This window comes from Methyloversatilis sp., assembly GCF_051861465.1.
Classification (GTDB): Bacteria; Pseudomonadota; Gammaproteobacteria; order Burkholderiales; family Rhodocyclaceae; genus Methyloversatilis.
On sequence record NZ_JBHYCQ010000002.1, the window covers coordinates 479,727 to 502,113 of the forward strand.

Annotated in this window: 20 protein-coding genes and 2 pseudogenes; 5 read left to right on the forward strand and 17 right to left on the reverse strand. The window is 66.0% G+C overall.

What is annotated here, in order from left to right; translation table 11 throughout:
• The first annotated feature begins 6 nt into the window (after positions 1-6).
• Complete coding sequence (locus tag ACTIFF_RS04510) at positions 7-447, forward strand: DUF2721 domain-containing protein (protein WP_069038415.1); 441 nt, start codon at positions 7-9, stop codon at positions 445-447.
• A 344-nt stretch (positions 448-791) separates the two neighbouring features.
• Positions 792-2,177 carry an alkaline phosphatase PhoX gene (locus tag ACTIFF_RS04515; protein WP_439535753.1) on the forward strand — a complete coding sequence of 462 codons (1,386 nt, stop codon included), beginning with the start codon at positions 792-794 and terminating at the stop codon, positions 2,175-2,177.
• A gap of 72 nt (positions 2,178-2,249) precedes the next feature.
• Here the strand turns inward: ACTIFF_RS04515 and recG are convergent, their stop codons facing one another.
• The 6 genes and pseudogenes from recG to ACTIFF_RS04545 all read right to left on the reverse strand — a co-directional run bounded on the left by recG (position 2,250) and on the right by ACTIFF_RS04545 (position 7,306).
• Positions 2,250-4,274, reverse strand: coding sequence for an ATP-dependent DNA helicase RecG (recG, locus tag ACTIFF_RS04520; RefSeq protein WP_439535754.1), 2,025 nt, complete (start codon positions 4,272-4,274; stop codon positions 2,250-2,252).
• Positions 4,275-4,302: 28 nt separating this feature from the next.
• Positions 4,303-4,683 (reverse strand): RidA family protein, encoded by a 381-nt coding sequence (locus ACTIFF_RS04525; RefSeq protein ID WP_069038424.1) that lies wholly within the window; start codon positions 4,681-4,683, stop codon positions 4,303-4,305.
• 127 nt (positions 4,684-4,810) lie between these two features.
• Positions 4,811-5,296 (reverse strand): CZB domain-containing protein, encoded by a 486-nt coding sequence (locus ACTIFF_RS04530; RefSeq protein ID WP_439535774.1) that lies wholly within the window; start codon positions 5,294-5,296, stop codon positions 4,811-4,813.
• Positions 5,279-5,524 (reverse strand): annotated as a pseudogene (locus ACTIFF_RS04535) (methyl-accepting chemotaxis protein); the annotation flags it as partial. The gene ACTIFF_RS04530 and the pseudogene ACTIFF_RS04535, both read right to left, overlap by 18 nt.
• 496 nt (positions 5,525-6,020) lie before the next feature.
• Positions 6,021-6,824: an SPOR domain-containing protein gene (locus ACTIFF_RS04540; protein WP_439535755.1), complete on the reverse strand. Its 804-nt coding sequence runs from the start codon at positions 6,822-6,824 to the stop codon at positions 6,021-6,023.
• Complete coding sequence (locus ACTIFF_RS04545) at positions 6,821-7,306, reverse strand: DUF2802 domain-containing protein (protein ID WP_439535756.1); 486 nt, start codon at positions 7,304-7,306, stop codon at positions 6,821-6,823. Before ACTIFF_RS04545 ends, ACTIFF_RS04540 begins: the two co-directional genes overlap by 4 nt.
• Positions 7,307-7,416: 110 nt before the next feature.
• On the opposite strand from ACTIFF_RS04545, the gene ACTIFF_RS04550 reads away from it, so the two are divergent.
• Positions 7,417-8,169, forward strand: a complete 753-nt coding sequence (locus tag ACTIFF_RS04550; RefSeq protein ID WP_439535757.1) for a YdcF family protein — start codon at positions 7,417-7,419, stop codon at positions 8,167-8,169.
• Between the two features lie 19 nt (positions 8,170-8,188).
• Here the strand turns inward: ACTIFF_RS04550 and ACTIFF_RS04555 are convergent, their stop codons facing one another.
• From ACTIFF_RS04555 to ACTIFF_RS04590, 8 genes are all read right to left on the reverse strand, one after another.
• A complete protein-coding gene (locus ACTIFF_RS04555) occupies positions 8,189-8,929 on the reverse strand; it encodes an SDR family NAD(P)-dependent oxidoreductase (protein ID WP_439535758.1) in 741 nt (246 codons plus the stop codon).
• A gap of 43 nt (positions 8,930-8,972) precedes the next feature.
• The gene (locus tag ACTIFF_RS04560; RefSeq protein WP_439535759.1) at positions 8,973-9,794 is read right to left on the reverse strand and encodes a thiazole synthase; all 822 of its coding nucleotides are present in this window, start codon (positions 9,792-9,794) and stop codon (positions 8,973-8,975) included.
• Between the two features lies 1 nt (position 9,795).
• Positions 9,796-10,014 (reverse strand): sulfur carrier protein ThiS, encoded by a 219-nt coding sequence (gene thiS, locus ACTIFF_RS04565; protein WP_069038430.1) that lies wholly within the window; start codon positions 10,012-10,014, stop codon positions 9,796-9,798.
• A complete protein-coding gene (lipA, locus tag ACTIFF_RS04570) occupies positions 10,007-10,957 on the reverse strand; it encodes a lipoyl synthase (RefSeq protein WP_439535760.1) in 951 nt (316 codons plus the stop codon). Before lipA ends, thiS begins: the two co-directional genes overlap by 8 nt.
• A gap of 152 nt (positions 10,958-11,109) precedes the next feature.
• Positions 11,110-12,219, reverse strand: coding sequence for an acetoin dehydrogenase dihydrolipoyllysine-residue acetyltransferase subunit (locus ACTIFF_RS04575; RefSeq protein ID WP_439535761.1), 1,110 nt, complete (start codon positions 12,217-12,219; stop codon positions 11,110-11,112).
• On the reverse strand, positions 12,219-13,229 hold the full coding sequence (locus ACTIFF_RS04580) for an alpha-ketoacid dehydrogenase subunit beta (protein ID WP_439535762.1): 1,011 nt from the start codon (positions 13,227-13,229) through the stop codon (positions 12,219-12,221). Before ACTIFF_RS04580 ends, ACTIFF_RS04575 begins: the two co-directional genes overlap by 1 nt.
• Positions 13,230-13,262: 33 nt before the next feature.
• Positions 13,263-14,237 (reverse strand): thiamine pyrophosphate-dependent dehydrogenase E1 component subunit alpha, encoded by a 975-nt coding sequence (locus ACTIFF_RS04585; protein WP_305634076.1) that lies wholly within the window; start codon positions 14,235-14,237, stop codon positions 13,263-13,265.
• A gap of 142 nt (positions 14,238-14,379) precedes the next feature.
• Complete coding sequence (locus ACTIFF_RS04590) at positions 14,380-15,459, reverse strand: ATP-NAD kinase family protein (RefSeq protein WP_439535763.1); 1,080 nt, start codon at positions 15,457-15,459, stop codon at positions 14,380-14,382.
• Positions 15,460-15,754: 295 nt separating this feature from the next.
• Between ACTIFF_RS04590 and ACTIFF_RS04595 the strand changes: the two genes are divergently transcribed.
• Positions 15,755-17,806: a sigma-54-dependent Fis family transcriptional regulator gene (locus ACTIFF_RS04595; RefSeq protein WP_439535764.1), complete on the forward strand. Its 2,052-nt coding sequence runs from the start codon at positions 15,755-15,757 to the stop codon at positions 17,804-17,806.
• Positions 17,807-17,874: 68 nt separating this feature from the next.
• Here the strand turns inward: ACTIFF_RS04595 and ACTIFF_RS04600 are convergent, their stop codons facing one another.
• The 3 genes from ACTIFF_RS04600 to ACTIFF_RS04610 all read right to left on the reverse strand — a co-directional run bounded on the left by ACTIFF_RS04600 (position 17,875) and on the right by ACTIFF_RS04610 (position 21,391).
• A complete protein-coding gene (locus ACTIFF_RS04600) occupies positions 17,875-18,270 on the reverse strand; it encodes a c-type cytochrome (RefSeq protein WP_439535765.1) in 396 nt (131 codons plus the stop codon).
• Positions 18,271-18,456: 186 nt separating this feature from the next.
• Positions 18,457-20,139 carry a pyrroloquinoline quinone-dependent dehydrogenase gene (locus tag ACTIFF_RS04605; protein ID WP_439535766.1) on the reverse strand — a complete coding sequence of 561 codons (1,683 nt, stop codon included), beginning with the start codon at positions 20,137-20,139 and terminating at the stop codon, positions 18,457-18,459.
• Between the two features lie 70 nt (positions 20,140-20,209).
• Complete coding sequence (locus tag ACTIFF_RS04610; protein WP_439535767.1) at positions 20,210-21,391, reverse strand: porin; 1,182 nt, start codon at positions 21,389-21,391, stop codon at positions 20,210-20,212.
• 469 nt (positions 21,392-21,860) lie between these two features.
• On the opposite strand from ACTIFF_RS04610, the pseudogene ACTIFF_RS04615 reads away from it, so the two are divergent.
• A pseudogene (locus ACTIFF_RS04615) lies at positions 21,861-22,387 on the forward strand (phosphomethylpyrimidine synthase ThiC); the annotation flags it as partial.

Below are 22,387 nucleotides of genomic sequence, written 5' to 3' on the forward strand. Positions count from 1 at the left end.
ACGGCCATGGTTCTGCAAACCACCATCGACACCATCACGCACGCCATCGGCCTGGCCGTGGCACCGGTCTTCCTGCTGACCGCGATCGCCACGCTGATCGGTACGCTGAACAACCGGCTCGGTCGCATCATCGACCGTCGCCGTGTGGTGCTGGCGCGTGGCGGAAAACAGTGCGAAGACGAAACGATGAGCAACGCGACCGAACTTGCGCTGCTGTCGCAGCGTGCGCGCCTGGTCTATCTGGCGGTGCTGTTCGCGGTGTTGTCGGCGCTGATGGTCTGTCTGGTGGTGTCGTGCGCCTTCTTCGGCGTGCTGTTCACGGTCGTGCTGTCCGACTTGCTGGCCGGCTTCTTCGTACTGGCCATGCTGTCGCTGATCCTGTCGCTGAGTCTGTTCCTGCGCGAAGTGTTCGTGGCGGTGTTCACCGCCACCCACGCCAACCGCTAGCCAGACGGCAAACGGCAGCCCCGCGGGCTTCAGGCTGGAGCCGCGGGGTCGTGAGCCGATGCGGGCCGGCACATTGATTCGATCGATCCGGCGCAGGCCGTAGCGGAACCTTCTGCACGGATCGACGCGCCCGGCATGAACGCGGCCCGGTGCACCTGCGCTCCGGATTCAACCCGCAAGCGCTCGATCCACAGCTCGCGCTGCGGGACATTAAGCAGGGTTAACAAACGATGCGCCGATCGGACCAGCGACCCCATCGATCTGCATCACGGTCCCTTCACGCACGCTGACTACCCTGCTTTCACCTTGTCGTCTGCAAGGCATTCAATCAGGGAGTCCAAAAAATGCAGTCCCGCAAACTCGCCATAGCTGCCGCCATTGGCCTGATGGGCGCTTCCGCCCACCAGGTTTCCGCGGCCGACAACACCTACTTCGACAACTTCACGGCACTGGCCGGAAACGTCGCGGCCGGCTCATTGCCGGAAAGCGCACCGCTGCAACTGTCGTCGCCCTTCTTCTCGCAGAAGGTCCTGGCCGATCGCAACACCCAGCTCGGCCTCGGCGAATCGAACAGCGGCAACTGGGACATGATCACCGCCAACGAAACCGGCACCGATGCCGGTCGTTACCTCTACGCACCCTTCGAAACCGGCGCCGGCGGCGTGCAGCGCACCGATCTGTGGACCGGCGTCACCAAGACCATCGTGGCGTCGGGTACCCAGGGCTTCGTGGCGGGCGACTTTTCGCGCTGGACCCCGTGGGGCACCTACATGACGGCCGAAGAGTCGTGGGGCACCGGCAGCAGCAAGGGCCGCCTGTTCGAAATCACCAACCCGCTGGCCGACACGTCAAACGCCGAGTTCGTGCATCGCAACGTCGTGCCGCGCGTGTCGCACGAAGGTGGCGCGTTCGACAAGAACAACAGCTTCTACTTCATCGACGAATTCAACGGCGGCTCGATCTACAAGTACGTGTCGGCCGCACCGACTGCCAGCACCGGCAACAGCTACTTCGACAAGGGCCAGACCTTCGTTCTGAAGACCAACGGCGGTAGCAATTCGAATGCCGTCGGCGCGGCGACCTGGGAAGCCATCACAACCGGTACCGGCACCCCGCTGGCCGGCACCGTGAATGCCATGGTCAATGTCGGCGGTGGCGTGTTCTCGATGGATGGCCGTGCCGCAGCTGACATGGTCGGCGGCACGAACTACCAGCGCCCTGAAGATCTGGAGATGCAGGTGCTCGCGAATGGCGACGAGGTGCTGTACATCGCCACCACGACGACCAATGAGGTGTACTCGCTGAATCTCGCCACCAGCGAAATGAAGGTGTTCGCCAATCGCTCCACCTTCAATTCGGTCACCGGCGCAGCGGTCGGCAGCGCATTCACCAGCCCGGACAATCTGGCCATCGATGCCAACGGCAATATCTACATCATCGAAGACCAGCCGGGTGGCCAGGCAGACATCTGGTTCGCGCAGGATGCAGACCGCGACGGCGTGGCCGAATCGGTCAGCCGCTGGGCGTCGCTGTCGACCGTGGGCGCCGAGCCGACCGGCCTGTACTTCGACAAGTTCAACCGGAACGTCGCGTACGTGAACGTGCAGCACCCGAACAGCGGCAACGACACGCTGCTGCAGATCACGGCCGTGCCGGAACCGGAAACCTATGTCATGTTCCTCGCCGGCCTCGGCCTGATGGGTCTGATGGCGCGTCGCCGCGTCGGCTGATCCTCCGGTACCGCAGTGACAAGGGGGCTTCGGCCCCCTTTTCCGTTCACGCTGAAAACATTTGATCGGCGTTCACGCCTTCAGCAGGTCTTCCCGCCCGGCCAGCCAGCGCGCCAGATGGCGTTCGGCCGCCGCGACGTCGTCGCGCAGCAGGGTCGCCGCTGCTTCGCGCGCCAGTTCGACCAGCGCCTCGTCGAGCAGCAGGTCGGCGAAGCGCAGCAGCGGCTGGCCGGACTGGCGACTGCCGATGAATTCGCCCGGGCCGCGCAGCTTCAGGTCTTCGGCGGCGATCATGAAGCCGTCGGTATAGGCATGGATGACGCGCAGCCGCTCGCGCGCAGTCTGCGACAGCGGACCTTCGTACAGCAGCACGCAGGCCGATTCGCGGCTGCCGCGCCCGACCCGGCCGCGCAACTGGTGCAGCTGCGACAGGCCGAAGCGCTCCGCGTGCTCGATCACCATCAGGCTGGCGTTGGGCACGTCGACGCCGACCTCGATCACCGTCGTCGCCACCAGCAGATCGATGTCGCCGGCGACGAAGGCGGCCATCACGGCCGCTTTCTCGTCCGGCTTCATGCGGCCATGCACCAGCCCCACCTTCAGATCCGCACAGGCGGCGACCAGCTGTTCATGGGTGTCGATCGCCGTCTGCAACTGCAGGGTTTCCGACTCTTCGATCAGCGGACAGACCCAGTACGCCTGGGCGCCGACCGCGCAGGCATCGCGCACGCGCGCGATCACCTGTTCGCGCCGCGCGGCCGAAATGAGCTTGGTCAGCACCGGCGTACGGCCCGGCGGCAGCTCGTCGATGACCGACACGTCGAGATCGGCGTAGTAGCTCATGGCCAGTGTGCGCGGGATGGGCGTGGCGCTCATCATCAACTGGTGCGGGCTGATGCCGCCGGCCTTGGCGCGCAGCGCCAGGCGCTGGCGCACGCCGAAACGGTGCTGTTCGTCGACCACCGCCGCACCGAGGCGCGCGAAATCGACCGCGTCCTCGATCAGCGCATGCGTGCCGACCGCCACCGGCGCCTCGCCGCTGGCGATCAACGCCTTCATCGCGCGCTTGTCGCGCACCTTCAGGCTGCCCGACAACCAGGCCACGCGGATGCCGAGCGGCTCCAGCCAGCCGGCCAGCTTGCGGTAGTGCTGTTCGGCGAGGATTTCGGTCGGCGCCATGAAGGCCGCCTGATAGCCGGCTTCGACCGCGCGCAGGCAGGCGAGCGCGGCCACCACCGTCTTGCCCGAGCCGACATCGCCCTGCAGCAGCCGCTGCATCGGAAAGGGCTGCGCCAGATCGCTGGAAATTTCCTTCCAGGCCCGTGCCTGCGCACCGGTCAGGCGGAACGGCAGCGCAGCGAGGAAACGCTTGATGAGCGCACCCTTGCCGGCCAGTGAAGGCGCGTCGCGGCTGCGCCGTGCGTCGTGCGCGCGCTTCAGGCTGATCTGCTGTGCCAGCAGTTCGTCGAACTTGATGCGCCGCCAGGCGGGAGCGAGCCGGTCGTCCATGTCGCGCAGCGATTCGCCCGGTCGCGGCCGGTGCAGCGCGTCGACCGCATCGGCGAACGGCATCAATCGGTAGTGCCGGCGCATCGCGTCGGGCAGGCTGTCGTCGAGGCTGACGCGCGCCAGCGCCTCGTCGATGGCGCGGCGCAGGCTGGCCTGAGACAGGCCGGCCGTGGTCGGATAGATTGGCGTCAGGCGATCGGGCAGCGGGGTGTCCTCACCCACGCTGCGCACGCGGGGGTGCAGCATTTCGGCACCGAAGAAACCGGGCGTGATGTCGCCGAACAGACGCACCCTGCGGCCGACGGCAAGTTGCTTCTGCTGCGACGGATAGAAATTGAAGAAGCGCAGCGTCACCGTGCCGCTGTCGTCGAAGGCGCTGACGATGAGCTGGCGACGCGGCTTGAACTTCACTTCGCTGGCGCTCACCTCGACCTCGACCTGCACCGGCGCGCCGGCGCGCGCCTGCGCCAGCGGCGTCAGGCGGGTTTCGTCTTCGTAACGCAGCGGAAAGTGCAGCACCAGCGCGGCGTCCGCGCCGAGGCCGAGCTTGTCCAGCGCCGCGGCGAGCGCTTCGCTCCGGGTGCTCACCGCACGACCGGCAACCACCCGGGCGGGTTCAGTCGATCACCAGCACGCCGTCGATCTCGACCATCGCACCGCGCGGCAGCGCCGACACGCCGACCGCGGCGCGCGCCGGATAGGGCTGCTTCAGGTAGCGCGCCATGGCTTCGTTCACCTTGACGAAATTGCCGAGGTCGGTGAGGTAGACATTGAGCTTGACCGCGTCGTCGAGCGATCCGCCGGCGGCTTCGGCGACCGCCTTCAGATTGTCGAATACGCGGGCGATCTGGGCATCGATGCCGTCGACCATGTCCATCTTGACCGGATCGAGACCGATCTGGCCCGACAGATAGACCGTGTTGCCGACCTTCACGGCCTGCGAATAGGTGCCGATGGCAGCGGGTGCGTCAGGGGTCGAAACGATGGTGCGCGACATGCGTATCTCCGGAAGTCTGCAAGGGGAATGCGGCGCGGCGACCTGATGATCGCGCGCCGGACGACGCCGGATTATCGCGGATTCGCGGGCACACGGCGCAACGCCGCGTGCCCGTCATGCAAAACGCTCAGTGCGGATGCCGGTGATCGACCGATTCGCTCATGCGGTCCAGCTGGCTGATCACGTCGATGCTCAGGCTTTCCATGCGGGCGATGCTGCTCAGCGCGGCATCGAAACGCCCGGCCCGGGCATGTTCGAGCGCCTCGATGCCGACGCGGTGGAACGCCTCGTGCGGCCCTTCGAGTTCGCGGAACCCGTCCAGGTGGCTGTGGCAACGACGGCCTTCGCCCTCGTAATACCACTGGCCCAGCCGGCACTGGACATGGCTGGCGAAACTGTCCGGCGTGAGACCCGAATGGCCGGAGGCGGCCTGATAGACGTCCATCTTGTAGGCCAGATGATCGACCTTTGCCAGTTCGGCAAAGGTCCGCAGCGAGGTCGCCGCCATCTGCGCGCCATTGGCGCCGGCCTGGCTGCTGAGCGCATCGAGCTGCGAACTCGCGGCCAGCCCCTGGGCCGAATAGGCGTCGGCGTCGGCTGAATTCGCCTGCATGCGTTCCGTCGCCTGCGCGGTGTCGTGCTGAATGCCATCGACCAGCCCGACGATTTCGGACGTCGCGGCACCGGTGCGTTCGGCCAGCTTGCGCACCTCGTCGGCCACGACGGCGAAGCCGCGACCCTGTTCGCCGGCGCGCGCAGCTTCGATGGCGGCGTTCAGCGCCAGCAGATTGGTCTGGTCGGCGATTTCGCGGATCAGCCCGACGATGCCGCCGATCCGCTCAGCGCGCTCGCGCAGCGTATCGACGCTGAGTGCAGTGTCCTTCAGCCGCGCCGAATAGCCCTCCAGGCCAGCTGCGATGACCCGGCTGCCTTCGGCCGTCTGAGATATGCGGGTTGCGGTGTCGGCCGCGCGCTCCGCTTCGCCGGTGACGATTCCGGCCAGTGAGGCCAGGGTGGTCCGGAAACGCTGGAACGAGCCGGCGTAAGCCGTCAGATTCGACAGAAGCCCGGCGTTGAAGCCGCACTGGGCGCGGATGTCCTCGTTGGTTCGCTGCAGTGCGGCCCGTTCGCCTTCGAGGCGCTCGATTTCCCCCCGCAATGCGCCGACGTCCTGGCGCAAACGCTTTCCCTCATCCGCCAGAGCCTCCAGCTCCGTCCTTTTCACCCAGCCCAGAAGCGCCATCGCAGCCTCGCATGTTTTTATTGATCGGGATCGGTATTACGTCCGGATCGAACACGGGCTTTAGCGTCTGTCGGGATTCAGGGCGAGGCGGTTTTCACGGGTGGCCTGACGTGGCACGCACCGGCGCCGGCGCACCACTGTCCATGCCCAGTGCGCGCAGGCTTGCGCGCGCCTGATCAGCTTCTGCGCGCGTCTTGAACGGGCCGACATGCACGCGCGCCTCGATCTGCGATGGAATGCCCTTGAGCGCCAGTTTCGCACGCACGTCTTCCGCGTTGGCCACGCTGCTGAACACGCCGACCTGCACCCGGTAACCGGTGATTTCGCCCTGGCCGGCTGCCGCTGGCGGCGGCGTGCGGGTGATCGGCTGGGCGACCGGCGCGCGTGCCGCAGCCTGCGCCGGCGCCCGCTGCGTCGCCGCCGACGGACGCGGTTCGCCCTCACCGATCACCAGGCGGCCGGGCGTGGCCGGTGCGGCGGCGGCGGGAGCGGGCTCCGCTTCGGCGGTTCCGGCGGGCGCTTCGGGACGCGCCGTGCCTTCGGGCAGCGGTGGCGGGGTATCCGGCAGATTGACGGTCCTTGCCTCCGCTGCAGCGTCGTCGGAGGCACCCGGATCGCTTGAGCCTTCATCGGCCGGTGGCAACGGTGGCAGTGCAGTCTCCTCGGCCGGCGGCTCGGCTTCGGCGACAGCCGGCTCGGGTTGAACGCCGGCCATCGGGGGCGGCAAGGGCTCGGCCGGCTTGCGACTCACGTCGAACAGTGCCAGGCCACCGATCAGCAGCGCGATCAGACCGCCTGCCACCACCACCCGGCGCAGCAGCGCACTGCGCTGTTCCGCCGCCTGTTCCTCGGCGTCACTTCTCACGCCCAGACGCGCCCGCGCCACTGCCGCACTCATGTTTCCTCTCCCCCGCCCATGCCGCGGCTCTTGGCCAGCGTGCGCACCAGTTCAGCTTCTCCGACCGACATTTCGCATTGGTCGGCGATGTCCTCCGCACTCAACCCGCGTGCCGCGAGCGACAACGCCTCGCTGTATTGCGGCGCCACCGGCGGCAGTTGATTGACTGTTTCCACCCGGCGGCCGAGTTCGTCGATGCGCGACTCGGCCTGATCGAGACGGATTTCCATCTGCTGCATCAGCGGCGCCAGCCGGCGGTCCAGCAGGGTGTCGAGCAAAGCTTCGATCTCGTCAGACCCCAGGGCAGGCGCAGCCGGCACGGCGGTCGGCGGATCGGGGTCGGCAACCGGTTCCGGCTCGGGTTGCACGCGACGGGCGTTCAGGGTGGACAGGCGCATCAGTGCATAACCCATGTATGTGGCGAGGATGACCAGCGCAACGAGCGCCGCTTCCTTCCAGCCGATAGCCGATACATCGATCAAGAGCACGCTCCGTTGAGGCGCCGTTCCGGGCAAGAGGGGCGCCGTGGTCTTCCCGTCGCCATAAGGCGCATTGGCCCGGATAATAAGTCTTTTTGCCCGGATAGGCGCCCATGCTGGCTTCGCTGCTGTTCGCCCTGAAGAAGCTGCTGTCGACCTTGCTGCTGCCGCCGGTCAGTCCGCTGCTGGCCAGCACCCTCGGGCTGCTGCTGCACCGGCGCCATCCCCGCACCGGCGCGGTGCTGGCGTGGAGCGGTCTGATTGCGCTGTGGCTGCTCGCCACGCCGGCGGTATCGGGCTGGCTCGAGCGTTCGACCTATGCCACCGATGGCGTGGCCGACCTGTCGGAGGCACAGGCCATCGTCATTCTCGGCGCCGGCAGTACCGACAACCTGGTCGATTACGACGGACAGACGGTCAATGGCTTCGCCCTTGAACGACTGCGCGCCGGCGCCCGGCTGGCGCGCCGGACCGGTCTGCCGGTGCTGGTCAGTGGTGGCGTGGTGTGGCAGGGCCAACCGGAAGCAGACCTGATGGCGGCCGTTCTGCAGGAACAGGGCGTTCCGGTACGCTGGATTGAATCGGCATCGCGCGATACCGGCGACAACGCCGTACTGTCCGCTGCCGCGCTCGGCAGCGACGGCATCACCCGTGTGGCACTGGTGACGCACGCCTTCCACATGCGGCGCGCGATGGAACATTTCCGCCGCGCCGGACTGACGCCACTCGCGGCACCCACCCTGATCCGCCGCACGGGCGGCGTGTCGCCGGGCGATCTGGTGCCGAGCATGCGCGCGTTGTCGCAATCATGGGTCGCGCTGCACGAATGGCTGGGCTGGATCGCGATGAACCTGCGCGTGGCGTGAGCCGGCGCAGCCGCCGCGCTCAGAGCTTGGTGCCGCCGCTGACGTCGATCACCTGACCGGTTGTCCAGAGGCCATCCGGACCGGCGAGGAAGCCGACGATGCCGGCCACGCGATCCGGCCCGGCGATGCCCGACAGCGCCTGGATGGACTGCACGGCATCGGCGCCACCGCCTTCGAGCAGACCGGTGGTGAGGCGCGTTTCGATGACGCCCGGTGCCACCGCATTCACGGTGATGCCGCGCGGGCCCAGTTCGGCCGCGAGGTGCAGCGTCAGCACGTCAACAAAGCCCTTGGTGGCCGAATAGGCGGGCATGCCCGGGAATGCCGTGCGCGCCACCACGGACGACAGGTTGATGATGCGGCCGCCGCTGCCCATGCGCGTCAATACCTTCTGCGTGACGAAGAACACCGACCGCATGTTGACCGCCGACAGCTCGTCGAAGCTGTCGACATCCATGTCGCTGATCGATGCGAAGGGCGCGATCCCGGCATTGTTCACCAGCACATCGACCTGTTGTTCGGCCAGGCCGGCGAGCAGCCGGTCGGCACCGTCGCGCGCCGCCAGATCCGCCTGCACGACCGACGCACTGCCGCCCGCCTGCCGTATGCCTTCGCACACCGCGCGCGCCTCGTCCGCCCCGCGGCCGTAGTGCACGACGACGTGAAAACCGTCGCGTGCGAGCCGGCCGGCGACGGCCGCCCCGATACCGCGGGATGCGCCGGTGACCAGTGCAACCTTGCGTGTTCCTGCTGAAGACATCTGCATTCCTCCCTGTTTTTGTAGTGGGTGCTTCCTGCTGTACTTACATCTCTTGCATCTGGGTGATCAGTCCGACCTGCGGCGACGACGCCACGGCGCGATACGGCACCGCGTCCATCCGCCCGGCCAGAAAGGCCTGGCGACCGGCCGCGACGGCGTGGCGCATGGCGCTGGCCATCAGCACCGGATCACGCGCATGCGCGATCGCGGTATTCATCAGCACGCCGTCACAACCGAGTTCCATCGCCACCGCCGCGTCCGACGCGGTGCCGATGCCGGCATCGACGATGACCGGCACGCCGGCTTCGGCAATGATGATTTTCAGGTTCCACGGATTCAGGATGCCCATGCCCGAACCGATCAGGCTGGCCAGCGGCATCACCGCCACGCAGCCCATGCTCTCGAGCACGCGCGCCTGTATCGGGTCGTCCGAGCAGTACACCATCACGCGAAAGCCATCGCGGATCAGCACTTCGGCTGCGCGCAGTGTTTCCGGCATGTCAGGAAACAGCGTTCTCGAGTCGCCCAGCACTTCGAGCTTCACCAGATCGTGACCGTCGAGCAGTTCGCGCGCGAGCCGCAGCGTGCGTACCGCATCGTCTGCGGTGTAGCAGCCGGCGGAATTGGGCAGCAGTGTGTAGCGACCGACCGGCAGCGCGTCGAGCAGGCCGGGCGCGCCATCGCGCGCCGTCAGCGGCACGCGGCGGATCGCCACGGTGACGATTTCGGCGGCGCTGGCATCGAGCGCGCGTGCGGTTTCCGTCAGGTCGCGATACTTGCCGGTGCCCACCAGAAGGCGCGATTCGAACGTCTGGCCGCCGATGACCAGCGAGTCGCTCAGACAGGGGCTCAATGGTGGATTCACGTCAACCTCCTCCCACTGCGACAACGATCTCCACGCGATCGCCGTGATTGAGCCAGGTGCAGTCAAATGCGCTGCGCGGCACGATTTCGCCATTGCGCTCGACCGCGATGCGGCGTGTGCGCAAGGCCTTGCCATCGAGCAGACTGCCGACGGACATCACGGCGTCCAGCCGCTCGATCTGTCCATTGACGGTGACCAGTGAAGGACGCGGATCAGTCATGATCGGCATGCGCCTGATGCAGCACATCGGCGCGGTAGGACGAGCGCACCAGCGGGCCCGCCGCCACCTCGCTGAATCCCAGTTCGAGCGCCTTCTCGCGCAGCGCATCGAAGCGTGCCGGCGTGATGTACTCGATCACCGGCAGGTGCGCCGGCGACGGGCGCAGGTACTGACCCAGCGTCAAGAGGTCGCAGCCGTGCGCGCGCAGGTCGCGCATCACCTCGATCACTTCGTCTTCGGTCTCGCCGAGACCGAGCATCAGGCCGGTCTTGGTCGGCACACCGGGGAAGCGCGCGCCGAAATCGCGGATCAGCTTCAACGAGCCTTCGTAGTTCGCGCCGGGCCTGACCTCGCGGTACAGGCGCGGCACGGTTTCCATGTTGTGGTTGAACACGTCCGGCGGCGACACCGCCAGTGCGTCGAGTGCGGCCGCCTCGCGGCCGCGGAAATCCGGTGTCAGCACCTCGATCGTGATGTCGGGCGACGCCGCGCGGATGTCGGCCATGCACTGCGCAAAGTGCGCGGCGCCGCCGTCGCGCAGGTCGTCGCGGTCGACCGAGGTGATGACCACGTAGCGCAGCTTCATCGCCGCCACCGTGTGGGCCAGCCGCTGTGGCTCGTCGGCATCCGGCGCCAGCGGCCGTCCGTGCGACACATCGCAGAACGGGCAGCGGCGCGTACAGATGGCACCGAGGATCATGAAAGTCGCGGTGCCGCGACCGAAGCATTCGCCGATGTTCGGGCAGGCCGCTTCCTCGCACACCGTATGCAGTGCGTGGTCACGCAGCACGCCCTGCAGCGCGCGCACCGCCGCTGTGTCCTGATCGCGGCCGCGCAGCCAGGCAGGTTTCGCCGGCGACGCCACGTCTTCGCGGACCTTGACCGGAATGCGGGCCAGCTTGTCGCGTCCGCGCAGGCCTTCCCCCACGACTGCTGAATTCATTTCTTGTCCTTCATCGGGTTGCTGCGGCGCATGCCGCAGCGAGGCGGAACACCCGCAACGGATGCTCCGCCCTGTCCATCCCCTGTTCGGGGCGGACGGTCTGACTGCTCAACCTGAGCCCGGGTCGGGCTCCGTTGGTGCTCCGTTCGTACTCAGTTCGTGAACTCGCCGATCAGCTTGTTCACTTCACTGGCCGACTCCATCTGCACCATGTGGCCCTGTGCCGGCAGCACCACCACCTTGGCCGACGGGATGGCCGAAGCGTGCGCGACCGGAATGATCCGGTCGTTCTCGCCCCAGATCACCAGCACCGGCTTGCCGCTTGCCGCCGCGACATCGGCCAGCAGCGCCGACTGCCGGCCGCCGGGGAACAGCCCGCCGGCCAGTGTGGCCAGCGCCTCGTCGACACCTTCCAGCCGCTTGTACTTGAGCATGTCGTCGATCAGCTGACGGGTGACCAGACCGGCGTCCGAAAAGAGCTGGGCCAGCAGCGGCTTGAGTGCATTGCGCGTATTGCCGGCAACGAAGCCGTCGATGTAGGCACCGTTGATGTCGCTGCCCAGTCCGGCACTCGCAATCAGCGTCAGTGACTTGACCTTCTGCGGCGCGCGGCGGGTCAGCGCCAGACACACGCCGCCGCCCATTGAGTGACCGACGACGTCGGCGGATGCAATGCCGACCGCCTCCATGAACCCGCTCACCGCATCGGCCAGATCGTCAAGCGACGCCGCACCGGTGACCTTGGTCGACGCGCCATGACCCGGCAGGTCGATCGCATAGACGGCGCGCGAAGCGGCCAGCGCTTCATGGTTGAACAGCCAGTTGTTCAGATCGCCACCGAAGCCGTGGATCAGCAGCAGCGGCGTGCCGCCCTCACCGCGCTTCAGATAGCGCAGCTGCCGGCCATTGACCTGCACCGTCTGCGTCTGCGGTCCGGCATCGGCCTCGTCGTCGGTCGGCGGCACGAATTCCGCCTGGAAGCGGGCGATCAGATCATCGATCAGATCATCCGACACGTCGGCGTCGGCAATCACGCCGAGCAGGGCGCCAACCGGCAGCACCTCGTCCGGCTGGGCGACCTGCCGGCGCAGCACGCCGGTGACGGCCGCCTCGACGGCGCCGGAAATCTTCTCGCTCTCGACTTCGACGATTTCCTCGCCCGGAGCGATCGAGTCACCGACTTCCTTCAGCCACAGGTTGACCTTGCCCTCCTGCATGGACAAGCCCCACTTGGGCATGGTGACGGTCAGAATCGAGGACATCAGCGGTACTCCTTGACGCGCATCACGGCTTCTTCGATGCGCGCCGGACTGGGAATGTAGAGATCTTCGAGCGACGCTGCGAAGGGCACGGGTACGTGCGGTGCGGTCACCATCTGGATCGGTGCCTTCAGCGCGCGGAACGCTTCCTGCGCGATGAAGCCCGACACGTCGGACGCCATGCTGCAGCGCGGATGCGATTCATCGACGATGACCAGACGGCCGGTGCGCTCGACGCTTTCGAGAATGGTGTCGAAGTCCATCGGCGAGGTCGTGCGCGGATCGATGATTTCGCACTGGACGCCCTTCTTGCGCAGGCTGGTACCCGCATCCTTGGCGTAATTCACCATGCGGCCGAAGGCCACGATGGTCACGTCGTCGCCTTCCTGCACCACGGCGGCTTCGCCGAACGGCACGATGTAGCTTTCTTCCGGAACATCGCCTTCCATCGTGTAGAGGGCCTTGTGCTCGAGGAAGATCACCGGGTCGTTGTCGCGGATGGACTGGATCAACAGGCCCTTCGCGTCATACGGATTCGACGGCAGCACCACCTTCAGCCCGGGGATGTGGGTGAAGATGTTGTAAAGGCACTGCGAGTGCTGCGCGGCGGCGCGAAAACCTGCACCGTACATCGCGCGGATGACCACCGGCGTCTTCGCCTTGCCGCCGAACATGTAGCGGAACTTGGCCGCCTGGTTGAAGATCTGGTCGAAGCAGACGCCCATGAAGTCGATGAACATCAGTTCTGCCACCGGGCGCATGCCGTTGCAGGCTGCGCCGACCGCGGCACCGATGTAGCCGGATTCCGAAATCGGCGTGTCGAGCACGCGCCCAGGGTGCTTCGCATACAAGCCCTTGGTGACGCCGAGCACGCCGCCCCATGAGTCTTCCTCGCCCGGTGCGCCGGCGCCGCCGGCCACGTCTTCGCCCATGACGATGACGCTCGGGTCGCGTGCCATTTCCTGATCCAGCGCCTCGTTGATGGCTTGCTGGTAAGTGATCTTTCGTGCCATCTGATATTTCTCCTGTCAGCGTGTGGCGTGGGTTCAGTAAGAGACGTAGACGTCTGCCATCAGGTCTTCGGGCAAGGGCAGCGGATCTGCCTTGGCCTTCACCACCGATGCGTCGATCAGGGTCTTCACTTCGACATCGATGGCTTCGAGTTCGGCCATCGACAGTTCGCCGCGGGAGGTCACGCGACGTGCGAACTGCATCAGGCAGTCCTTGGTTTCGCGCAGCTTCTGCACTTCGCCCGGTGCGCGGTAGGTCTGCTGGTCGCCTTCGAAGTGGCCGTAGTAGCGTGACAGCTTCACTTCGAGCAGCGTCGGTCCGCCGCCTTCGCGGGCACGCTTGACCGCTTCGCCGGCCGCTTCATGCACGGCGAAGAAATCGAAACCGTCGGTGATGACGCCCGGCATGCCAAAGGCAGAGGCGCGGTCTGCGATGTTTTCGCAGGCGACCGAGAATTTGCTGGCGGTCGCTTCGGCGTAGCCGTTGTTCTCGCCGACGAAGATGACCGGCAACTTCCACACGGCGGCCAGATTCATGGCCTCGAAAATCGTGCCCTGGTTGGACGCGCCATCACCGAAGAAGCACACGCCGACGTTGTTGCTGCCGCGCAGCTTGGACGCCAGCGCGGTACCGCAGATCAACGGGCCGCCGCCGCCGACGATGCCGTTGGCACCCAGCATGCCGACGTCAAGATCAGCGATGTGCATCGAGCCGCCCTTGCCCTTGCAGGTGCCGGTACGCTTGCCCCATATCTCGGCCATCATGCCGACCGGATCAACGCCCTTGGCGATGCAGTGGCCGTGACCGCGGTGGGTACTGGCGATGTAGTCATCGCGATTCAGATGCATGCAGATGCCGGTCGCCGAGGCTTCCTCGCCGGCATACAGATGGACGAAGCCGGGGATTTCGCCAGTGGCGAAATCGACGTGCAGACGTTCCTCGAATTCCCGGATCGTGCGCATGGTCCGGTAGGCCTGCAGCAGGCCTTCCCTGGTCAATGAACTGCTCATGGGTGCTCCTCGTTGTGGATGGAATGACAAGCCCGCTGATCTCCGGCAGCTGCGGGCGGTTGGCCGGACGAACCGGGCACGAAGGCGCTGGCGGCAGGCGCCGGCACCTCCGGGGAGAGACGGGACAGGGCGCACGCGCGGCTCATGCCGGGCACCCTGCGTAGTGGCGCAGCACGCGCCGACGCGCTGCGTTTTCGAGTACGGCGGCGACATCGATGGTCAGCGGGCCGTGCAGTTCGAGTTCGACGCTGATCCGGTTCGACGGATCGAATTCGATTTCGCGCTCGCCATCGAGCGCGATGGTTCCGCTCTGCGGGGCGAGCACGACCGGCTGCCCGGGCAGCAGACGGCCGTACTCGCGGATGCCGACCGCGCTGATCAGTCCCGGGGCAATCGGCACGATCACCTGTTGCGGTGTAAGCGACGTGTCGGCGCAGCGCACATGCAGGCCGTACGGCGCGCTGCGGGTGACCGGCTCGAGCTGGCCGGCGATCGCCGACAGGCCGATCGCATCGGCCCCTGCGAAGGCGACGAACAGTTCTTCCAGCAGCGCGCTGTCCCACACGGCGCGCGAGCCGACGTAGTTGTGGCGCGTGACGCACAGATCGACCAGGGCGATGTCGGTGCGGTCGTCGCAGCGCACGCGCAGCAGCTTGTTGCGCCGCACGCCCACCTCCGCCGGCACGGCGCCGGTGGCCAGCAGGCCGGCCGCCAGTCCGGCGACCGTGGCTTCGCGCATTTCGGGGAAGGCGTTGTTGGTGCCGGTGGACAGCGCGAGCAGCGGCACCTGGCCGCAGCGCGCCGCCACGGCGCGATGCGTGCCGTCGCCGCCGAGCACGATGATCGCGCCGGCACCGGCCTGACACATCAGCTCGGTCGCCCGCAGCGTGTCGTCGGCCGAGCTGGTCACCGGCATGTCGATGAAGCGCGGCTGCACCGTGACCGGGGAGCCGGTGGTCACCGACAGCGCACGGAACAGCGGGCCGCAGATGCCGCCCGAGTCCGGCATGATCATGACATCGCGCACGCCGGCCGCTTCCAGCCCGGCGATCGCCCGCACCATCATGCTGGCCTTCTCGGCGTTCGGAAACACCGACGCCCGCGAAGTCAGGCGGCGGATGTCGCGACCCGATGCGGGGTTCGCGATGATGCCGACGAGGGCGGGACGAGGTGGGGCGGACAGCACGGCGATGCGACTCCAGGTGTTGGTTACCGGTGTCATTGCATCGGCCGTGCCAGCAGCGTCCCGGCAGACTCGCCGCAGCCGACAAGCGGATGATTCTTAAGCGCTCTTCGGCACCTCGTCGGCGTCGACGCAACGGGCGGCCGCCCACCTGTCGCACCGCTGCCCACTGCGACAACAGGCCATTGAGACACCTGTCTCACTTTTCGGAGACATTCGTCGCGTTGATTTCAGGCGGTTCAGGGCTTACCCTCAAGTCACAAAAGTGAAACGCCGCGGCAGACACCGTCGCACGCAGCGTTTCGATACAGAGATGAATGTGGAGGAGAAGGACATGGACCGCGGACACACGATCTCGGATCACGTCGGCCGGGTACTCAAGGCCATCGAAGCACCCAGCCGATCGGCTCCGCTGCATGCGGAGCACGACCGGCTCAAGCGCTCGTGGCACCGGTCGCTGAACAAGCACTCGATCGACCCCGGGCGGGCGACGACACCGAAGGTTGTCACGGCCTACGAACTGCGCGAGCATCGCGACCGTCTGGAAACATTCATGCGCATCGCGCGCGAAGGCGTCGAGCGCCTGCATCAGCAGGTGCTGCTGGCCGACTACTGCGTGCTGCTGACCGACGCGCAGGGCGTGACGGTCGATTTCCGCACCGTGCCGCACCTCGAACGCGAACTGAAGGACGAAGGCTTCCGCAACGGCACCTGCTGGGCGGAAGAACACGAAGGCACCTGTGGCGTCGGCACCAGCCTGATCGACTGCCAGCCCACGCTGGTCCATCGCGGCGAACACTTCCGCGCCCACAACATCAGTTTCACCTGCAGTTCGGTGCCCATCGTCGGGCTTGAAGACGAACCGATCGCCGTGCTCGACGCATCGGCCCTGTACTCGCCGGAACAGCGCGAAAGCCAGCTGCTGATCTACCGCATGGTGCTCGACAAGGCGCGTCTGATCGAGGACGCCTACGCCCACTACAGCCTGCGCAACCACTGGATCCTGCAGCTCGGCCCGATCGCCGAATTCCTGCCGGTCGAGACCGACTACCTGATCGCGTTCGACGACAGCGGTCGCATCGTCGGCGGCAACCGCCGTGCGCGCCACGAGCTGATCAACCACAACGGGCGCCGCGCCGAATACCTGCACGACCTGTTCGAATGCACCGCCAACGGCATCATGGCCGCCGCGCACGCCAGCCCGGGCGCACCGTTCCCGCTGCGCATGTTCGCCACCGGACAGCGGCTGTTTGCCGTGCTGCGCGCACCGCACGCCCGCACGCTGCCGCAGATTGCCGCCAAGCCGGTCGCCGAGGCGGAAGACCTGACGGCACCGCGCGGTTTCCGCCACCTGGCGCTGGGCGACCCGCGCGTGAAGGCCAATGTAGGGTGCGCAGTGCGCGTGGCCAACCGCGACATTCCGGTCATGCTGCTGGGCGAAACCGGTACCGGCAAGGAGGCGTTCGCGCGCGGCATCCATGATTTCAGCGACCGGGCCAAACAGCCATTCGTCGCGCTCAACTGCGCCGCGATTCCGGAAAGCCTGATCGAGAGCGAACTGTTCGGCTACCGTGACGGCGCCTTCACCGGCGCGCGCAACAAGGGGTCGAAGGGCAAGATCCTGCAGTCCGACGGCGGCACCCTCTTCCTTGACGAAATCGGCGACATGCCGCTGTCGCTGCAGAGCCGGCTGCTGCGCGTGCTGGCCGAAGGTGAGGTGGTGCCGCTCGGTGCCGAACAGCCGACGCCGGTGCGCCTGCACGTGATCTGCGCCACCCACCAGGACCTGCCGGAACTGGTGCGCGAGGGGCGCTTCCGCGAAGACCTGTTCTACCGCCTCAACGGTGCTTCATTCACGCTGCCACCCCTGCGCGAGCGCGAGGACAAGCGGGCGCTGATCGAGCAGGTGATGCTGGAAGAGAGCACCGCGATGGAACGCACGGGCATTTCGATCGAGGCGCAGACGATGGACGTGCTGCTGGCCTACAGCTGGCCGGGCAACATCCGCCAGCTGCGGCACGCCGTTCGCTACGCCTGCGCCATTGCGGAAGGCCCGCAGGTGCGGCTCGAACATTTCCCGCATGAACTGCGCGCCGGCAACAAGCCAACGCGAGTTGCCCTTCCGCCACCGCCGGAGCAGCAGCCAGTGGTCGCCGCCATCGCGTACGACAGCTGCGAAGACGACAGCGGCGAGCCGTTGAGTGAAGTGTGTCTGCAGCTGCGTCAGAAGATGCTTGAGGCATTGCGTCGCAATCACTGGAAGGTGACCGAAACGGCACGCCAGCTCGGCATGTCGCGCGCCACCTTCTACCGCAAGATGGCACGTCTGCGCATCGTGGCGCCCAACTACCTGGACAGCGCCGAGCGGACCGCTCAGCAGGGCTGAACCGTTGGCATCCGTCCCGCAGCAACCTCACGCTGCGGGACGGACACTGCAGCCCTTCCGGCCACATCTTACTGCGTGCCGAGAAACTTGATGTAGGCCACCAGTTCCCAGATCTGATCGGGCGTAAACGCCTCGCCCCAGGGCGGCATGATGTCCGACGTGCGACGTCCGTGGAAAATCGTGCGGTAGGCCTCTTCGTCAGCCAGGTCGGTGCGTCCCTTGAAATCGGGCGCGCGTCCGCCGACACCATCCGAACCATGGCAGTACCCTGCACAGGTCTTGTTGAAGCGCTTCTTGCCGAGCGCGATGCGTTCCGGATCGGTCAGATCGAAGGACGGTGCAACGATGGGGTTGTCGGTCGCCGTGACCGGTGATGGCGCTGCCGAGATCATGGCGATGGCCATCACCAGCGCGGTAACGGTCAACCGGCCTGCGACGGTATTGCGTGAAGTTTCCTGAGTCATTGCTCGAAGTCCTGGTCGGGTTTCCGAATCAGGGTCTCGTGACATTCCATCACGACGCGATTGAATGTCAGCAGACCCCAGCAACAGTGTGAACGAAAAAAAACAGGCAGCAACATGAGTGACCGCCTGCGAATGAGGAGACATGCCACCCCGGCGCGGAGCCACGCGCCGGGGGTTCCAACGTTGCTACTCCAACGTGAAAGCGATGAGCGCAGCGCCGCCCGGCAGATCCTTGATCTGCGGGAATGCACCTGCGAGGAAGCCCGGAGCATGCGAGCCCAGACCGGTCGGGAACACGATGTACTGCTTGCCCTTCACCGAGTAGCTGACCGGTCCGCCACGCAGGCCTGAGCCCGAATTGAAGGACCACAGTTCCTTGCCGGTGTCAGCGTCGTAGCCGAAGATCTTGCCTTCCAGGTCGCCGGTGAACACCAGCCCGCCGGCCGTGGTCAGGACCGAGGACAGCGGGGGCATGTCGTACTTGATCGACCACTTGACCTTGCCGGTCAGCGGATCGCGCGCGTCCAGACGGCCGTGCGGCTTGCTGTTGGGCGGCGCCACCAGCTTGATCGACTCGATGCCCAGCGACAGCGCCGACACCGCCTTCAGGTTGTCCGGATCATCCTTGCCGGCGACCACTTCGTTACAGACTTCCATCGCGTGCGAGTACCACAGGCCGGTGCCCGGGTTGTAGGCGCCGTGATTCCAGCTGCGCGCGCCGAGCAGGTTCGGACAGAAGGTCTTGACCTTGTCGACTTCCGGGTAGATCGGATCAATCAGTGCGCCGGTCTTCGGGTCGATGCCCTTGACCCAGTTCACGTTCTCGGAGAACTGCCACACGTTTTCGAGCGCCCCGTCCTTCTTGTCCATCACGAACACGAAGCCGCCCTTGTTCAGATGGACGATGACGTCCTTTCCGTCCTTCTGCACGACCAGCGCTTCGTACGCCGAGTCGTAGTCCCACGAGTCGTTCGGGACTTCCTGACGGTGCCACTTCAGCTTGCCTGTCTTGCCTTCGATCGCCAGCAGCGAAGCCGTATAGAGGTTGTCGCCCTTGCGGTCGTAGTTGTAGTAGTCGGGGGCAGCGTTCGACGTACCGATGTAGATGGTGTCGGTCTTCGCGTCGTAGGTGCCCGGCATCCAGGCGCTGCCGCCACCGACCTTGCCGCTGTCGCCCGGCCAGCTCTTCGGATCATTCTTGATCACGTCGAAGGTCCATGCCGGCTTGCCGGTGTCGGCGTTGACCGCGTAGATCTTGCCCGCGATCGGCTGGTCGCCGCCGGTGGTGCCACCGAACAGCACATTGCCGGCCAGTTGCGGCGGCGCTGAGAACAATGCGCCGTACTGCGTCTTCGGGTTGGTCAGCTGGGTCGACCACAGTTCCTTGCCGGTCTTCTGGTCGAGCGCGATGAAGCGGCCGTCCAGCGTACCCACAAACACCTTGCCGCGGCCCACGGTCACGCCGCGGCTGGCGGCACCGTAGAACACCTGTTCGACGATCTTGTCGAGCTTCGGCGCGTAGTTCCACAGTGTCTTGCCGGTGGCGGCATCGATCGCCCACACATTGTTGTTGGCCGAGATCGAGTACATCACGCCGTCGATCACGATCGGCGTCGCCTGCAGGCCGTGCGTGATGTTGCCCGGCTGGTGCACCCAGGCCACCCTGAGCTTCTTCACATTTTCGCGCGTGATCTGGTTCAGCGGGCTGAAGCGCCAGGCGTTGCTGGTGCGGTGGTACTCGGGCCAGTTGTTCGGGTCTTCAAAGCCGGCCTTGCCCTGCGCCATGGCAGGCGCCGCGGTCAGGAAGGACAGCGCCGAGCCTGCCAGAAGGGCAGCAGACAGGCGGAACATCTTGCGTGAGGCGGTCATCTATCAATCTCCATTCACTTGGGTTCAGTCACCCGGGTTCAGCCCCGGGTGTTCAGACAGTCGCGTTGCTTCAGAACATGAAATTCAGGCCGACGTTGAGCAGCGTGCTCTTCTCGCCGGCCGTCACGCCCGCCGCCACGATGCTGGTGCGGAGCGTGGCGCCCGCATCGGCATCGGCGTAAGCGAACTGCACGTACAGCGTGGTGTCCGGCCGCCACTGGTAGTCATTGCTGATGACGAGGAACTTCGTTTCGTCCGTCTTGTTCCTGTCGTCCTTGTTGATGTAGTACGCCACCGTGGCCGAATTCTTGGCGTGCCACTTCCAGTCCAGGCCCGTGCCGAAGCCGTTGATGTCGGCCAGTTCGGCGCCGGTGCGCGCGTCGTTCTTGGCATTCATCCAGTTGTTCTTCCAGATGAAGTCGCCGAACGGAATCGCGAAACCGAGCGACGTGTGCTCGATGTTGCTCTTGCCGGTCTGCTCGTCATTCATCGCCTGGTAGGACGCGGACAGTGTGATCGGGCCGTTGTAGGTTGCGCCCAGGGCATACGAGCTGTTGTCCTTGGCCGAACCGGGCTGACCGCCGAACGCGTACAGCACGCCGAAATTCACCGGGCCGACAGTATGTCTGTACTGCACAGCGTTGCTGAAGAAAATACCCACATCGTTGTTGGTGTTGCGATCGCCGCCTGCGGCATTGGCGGTCGTGAACAACTGACCATAGGCCCACGCATACAGGTTGGAGAACTGCTCCTTGAAGGCACGCGGTTCGGTACCGATGTGCGCCAGCAGTGCCGGGCCATACTGACGGCCGACCGTCACGCTACCCCAGTCGCCGCGCACACCCAGATTCGCCTGACGCCGGAACAGCGGCGTGTTGTTCGTGCCGCCGCGCGGCGCATCGCCGGTGCCGTGCAGGAAACCGTCGTTGGTATCGAAGTGCGATTCGAGATTGAAGAACGCAGTGAGATTCGGCTGCAGTTCGCGTTCGCCCTTGAAACCGATCACGGTCTGACGCAGACCGCTGGTTTCCATCGAAGTCTTGCTGTCGCCGCTGGCGTTGGCCTTGCTGTTGTACAGCAGGCCAACGTCGATGATGCCGAACATCGACAGCTTGGTACCGGCCACTTCACCGATCACGATGTCGGCTTGCGCCGCACCGGGAACCATCATCATTGCCGCAGCGACTGCGGCGGCCAGCGTGCATGCGTTGCGTGCGCCCTGCGCCGACGCGCCAGAGATCTTCTTTTTCATACTCCCCTCCGATTGTTGATGTCGAAACTTCGAGCTTCGACGCGGCACCGCTTTCGGCGACGCCTTCGTCGGGGAACACAAGGGCAGAATCCATGCCAACGCTCACGGCATTGAATTGACTGGGTATTTTTCCCGGAACCTGAGATTCACCCGGAGAGACATGCGACAGATGTCTTGGCAAAGCCCGAGAAACTGCGACATCTGTATCGAGCGCGCGAAGGGCGTCGCAGGTGTCTCGCGAGACGCCATGGCGTACGCCCGATGACCGTTGCTTGGGCGGATGACAACTCACCCGGTGCGCCCGGCAGACGCCGTTCCGGCGCCGGAATTGAATGACCGCCGCGCCGCGTGTCCGCGCGCCGCCGCCGCGTCATGTGGCCGCTTCGTGGACTGGAAATTGCTGAACCGTACAGACGCACACCGTGCGCCTGGGGTGACATCACCGCAGCCGCACACCACAGGAGCTTCCATGAACGCCAAAGACCCGCTTTCCCCAGACTCCCGCGATTCCCGCGACACCTTCCTCGCCGCGCAGGCGCACGTCGACTCGGCGGCCATCGCGCCGCTGCCCAATTCGCGCAAGGTCTACATCGAAGGCTCGCGCCCGGACATCCGCGTGCCCATGCGCGAAATCTCCCAGTCCGACACCCCCGCCTCCTTCGGCGCCGAGAAGAACCCGCCGGTCTATGTCTATGACTGCTCCGGCCCCTACTCGGACCCGGCCGCCGCCATCGACATCCGCTCCGGCCTGCCCGGCGTGCGCTCGGGCTGGATTGCCGAGCGCGGCGATACCGAGCAGCTGTCGGGGCTTTCGTCCGCCTTCGGCACCGAACGCGCCCTGGATGCCGCCACCGCCCACCTGCGCTTCCCCGGCCTGCACCGCGCACCGCGCCGTGCGCTGCCCGGGCGCAACGTCTCGCAGATGCACTACGCCCGTCAGGGCCTCATCACGCCCGAGATGGAATACATCGCCCTCCGCGAGAACCTGCAGCGGCG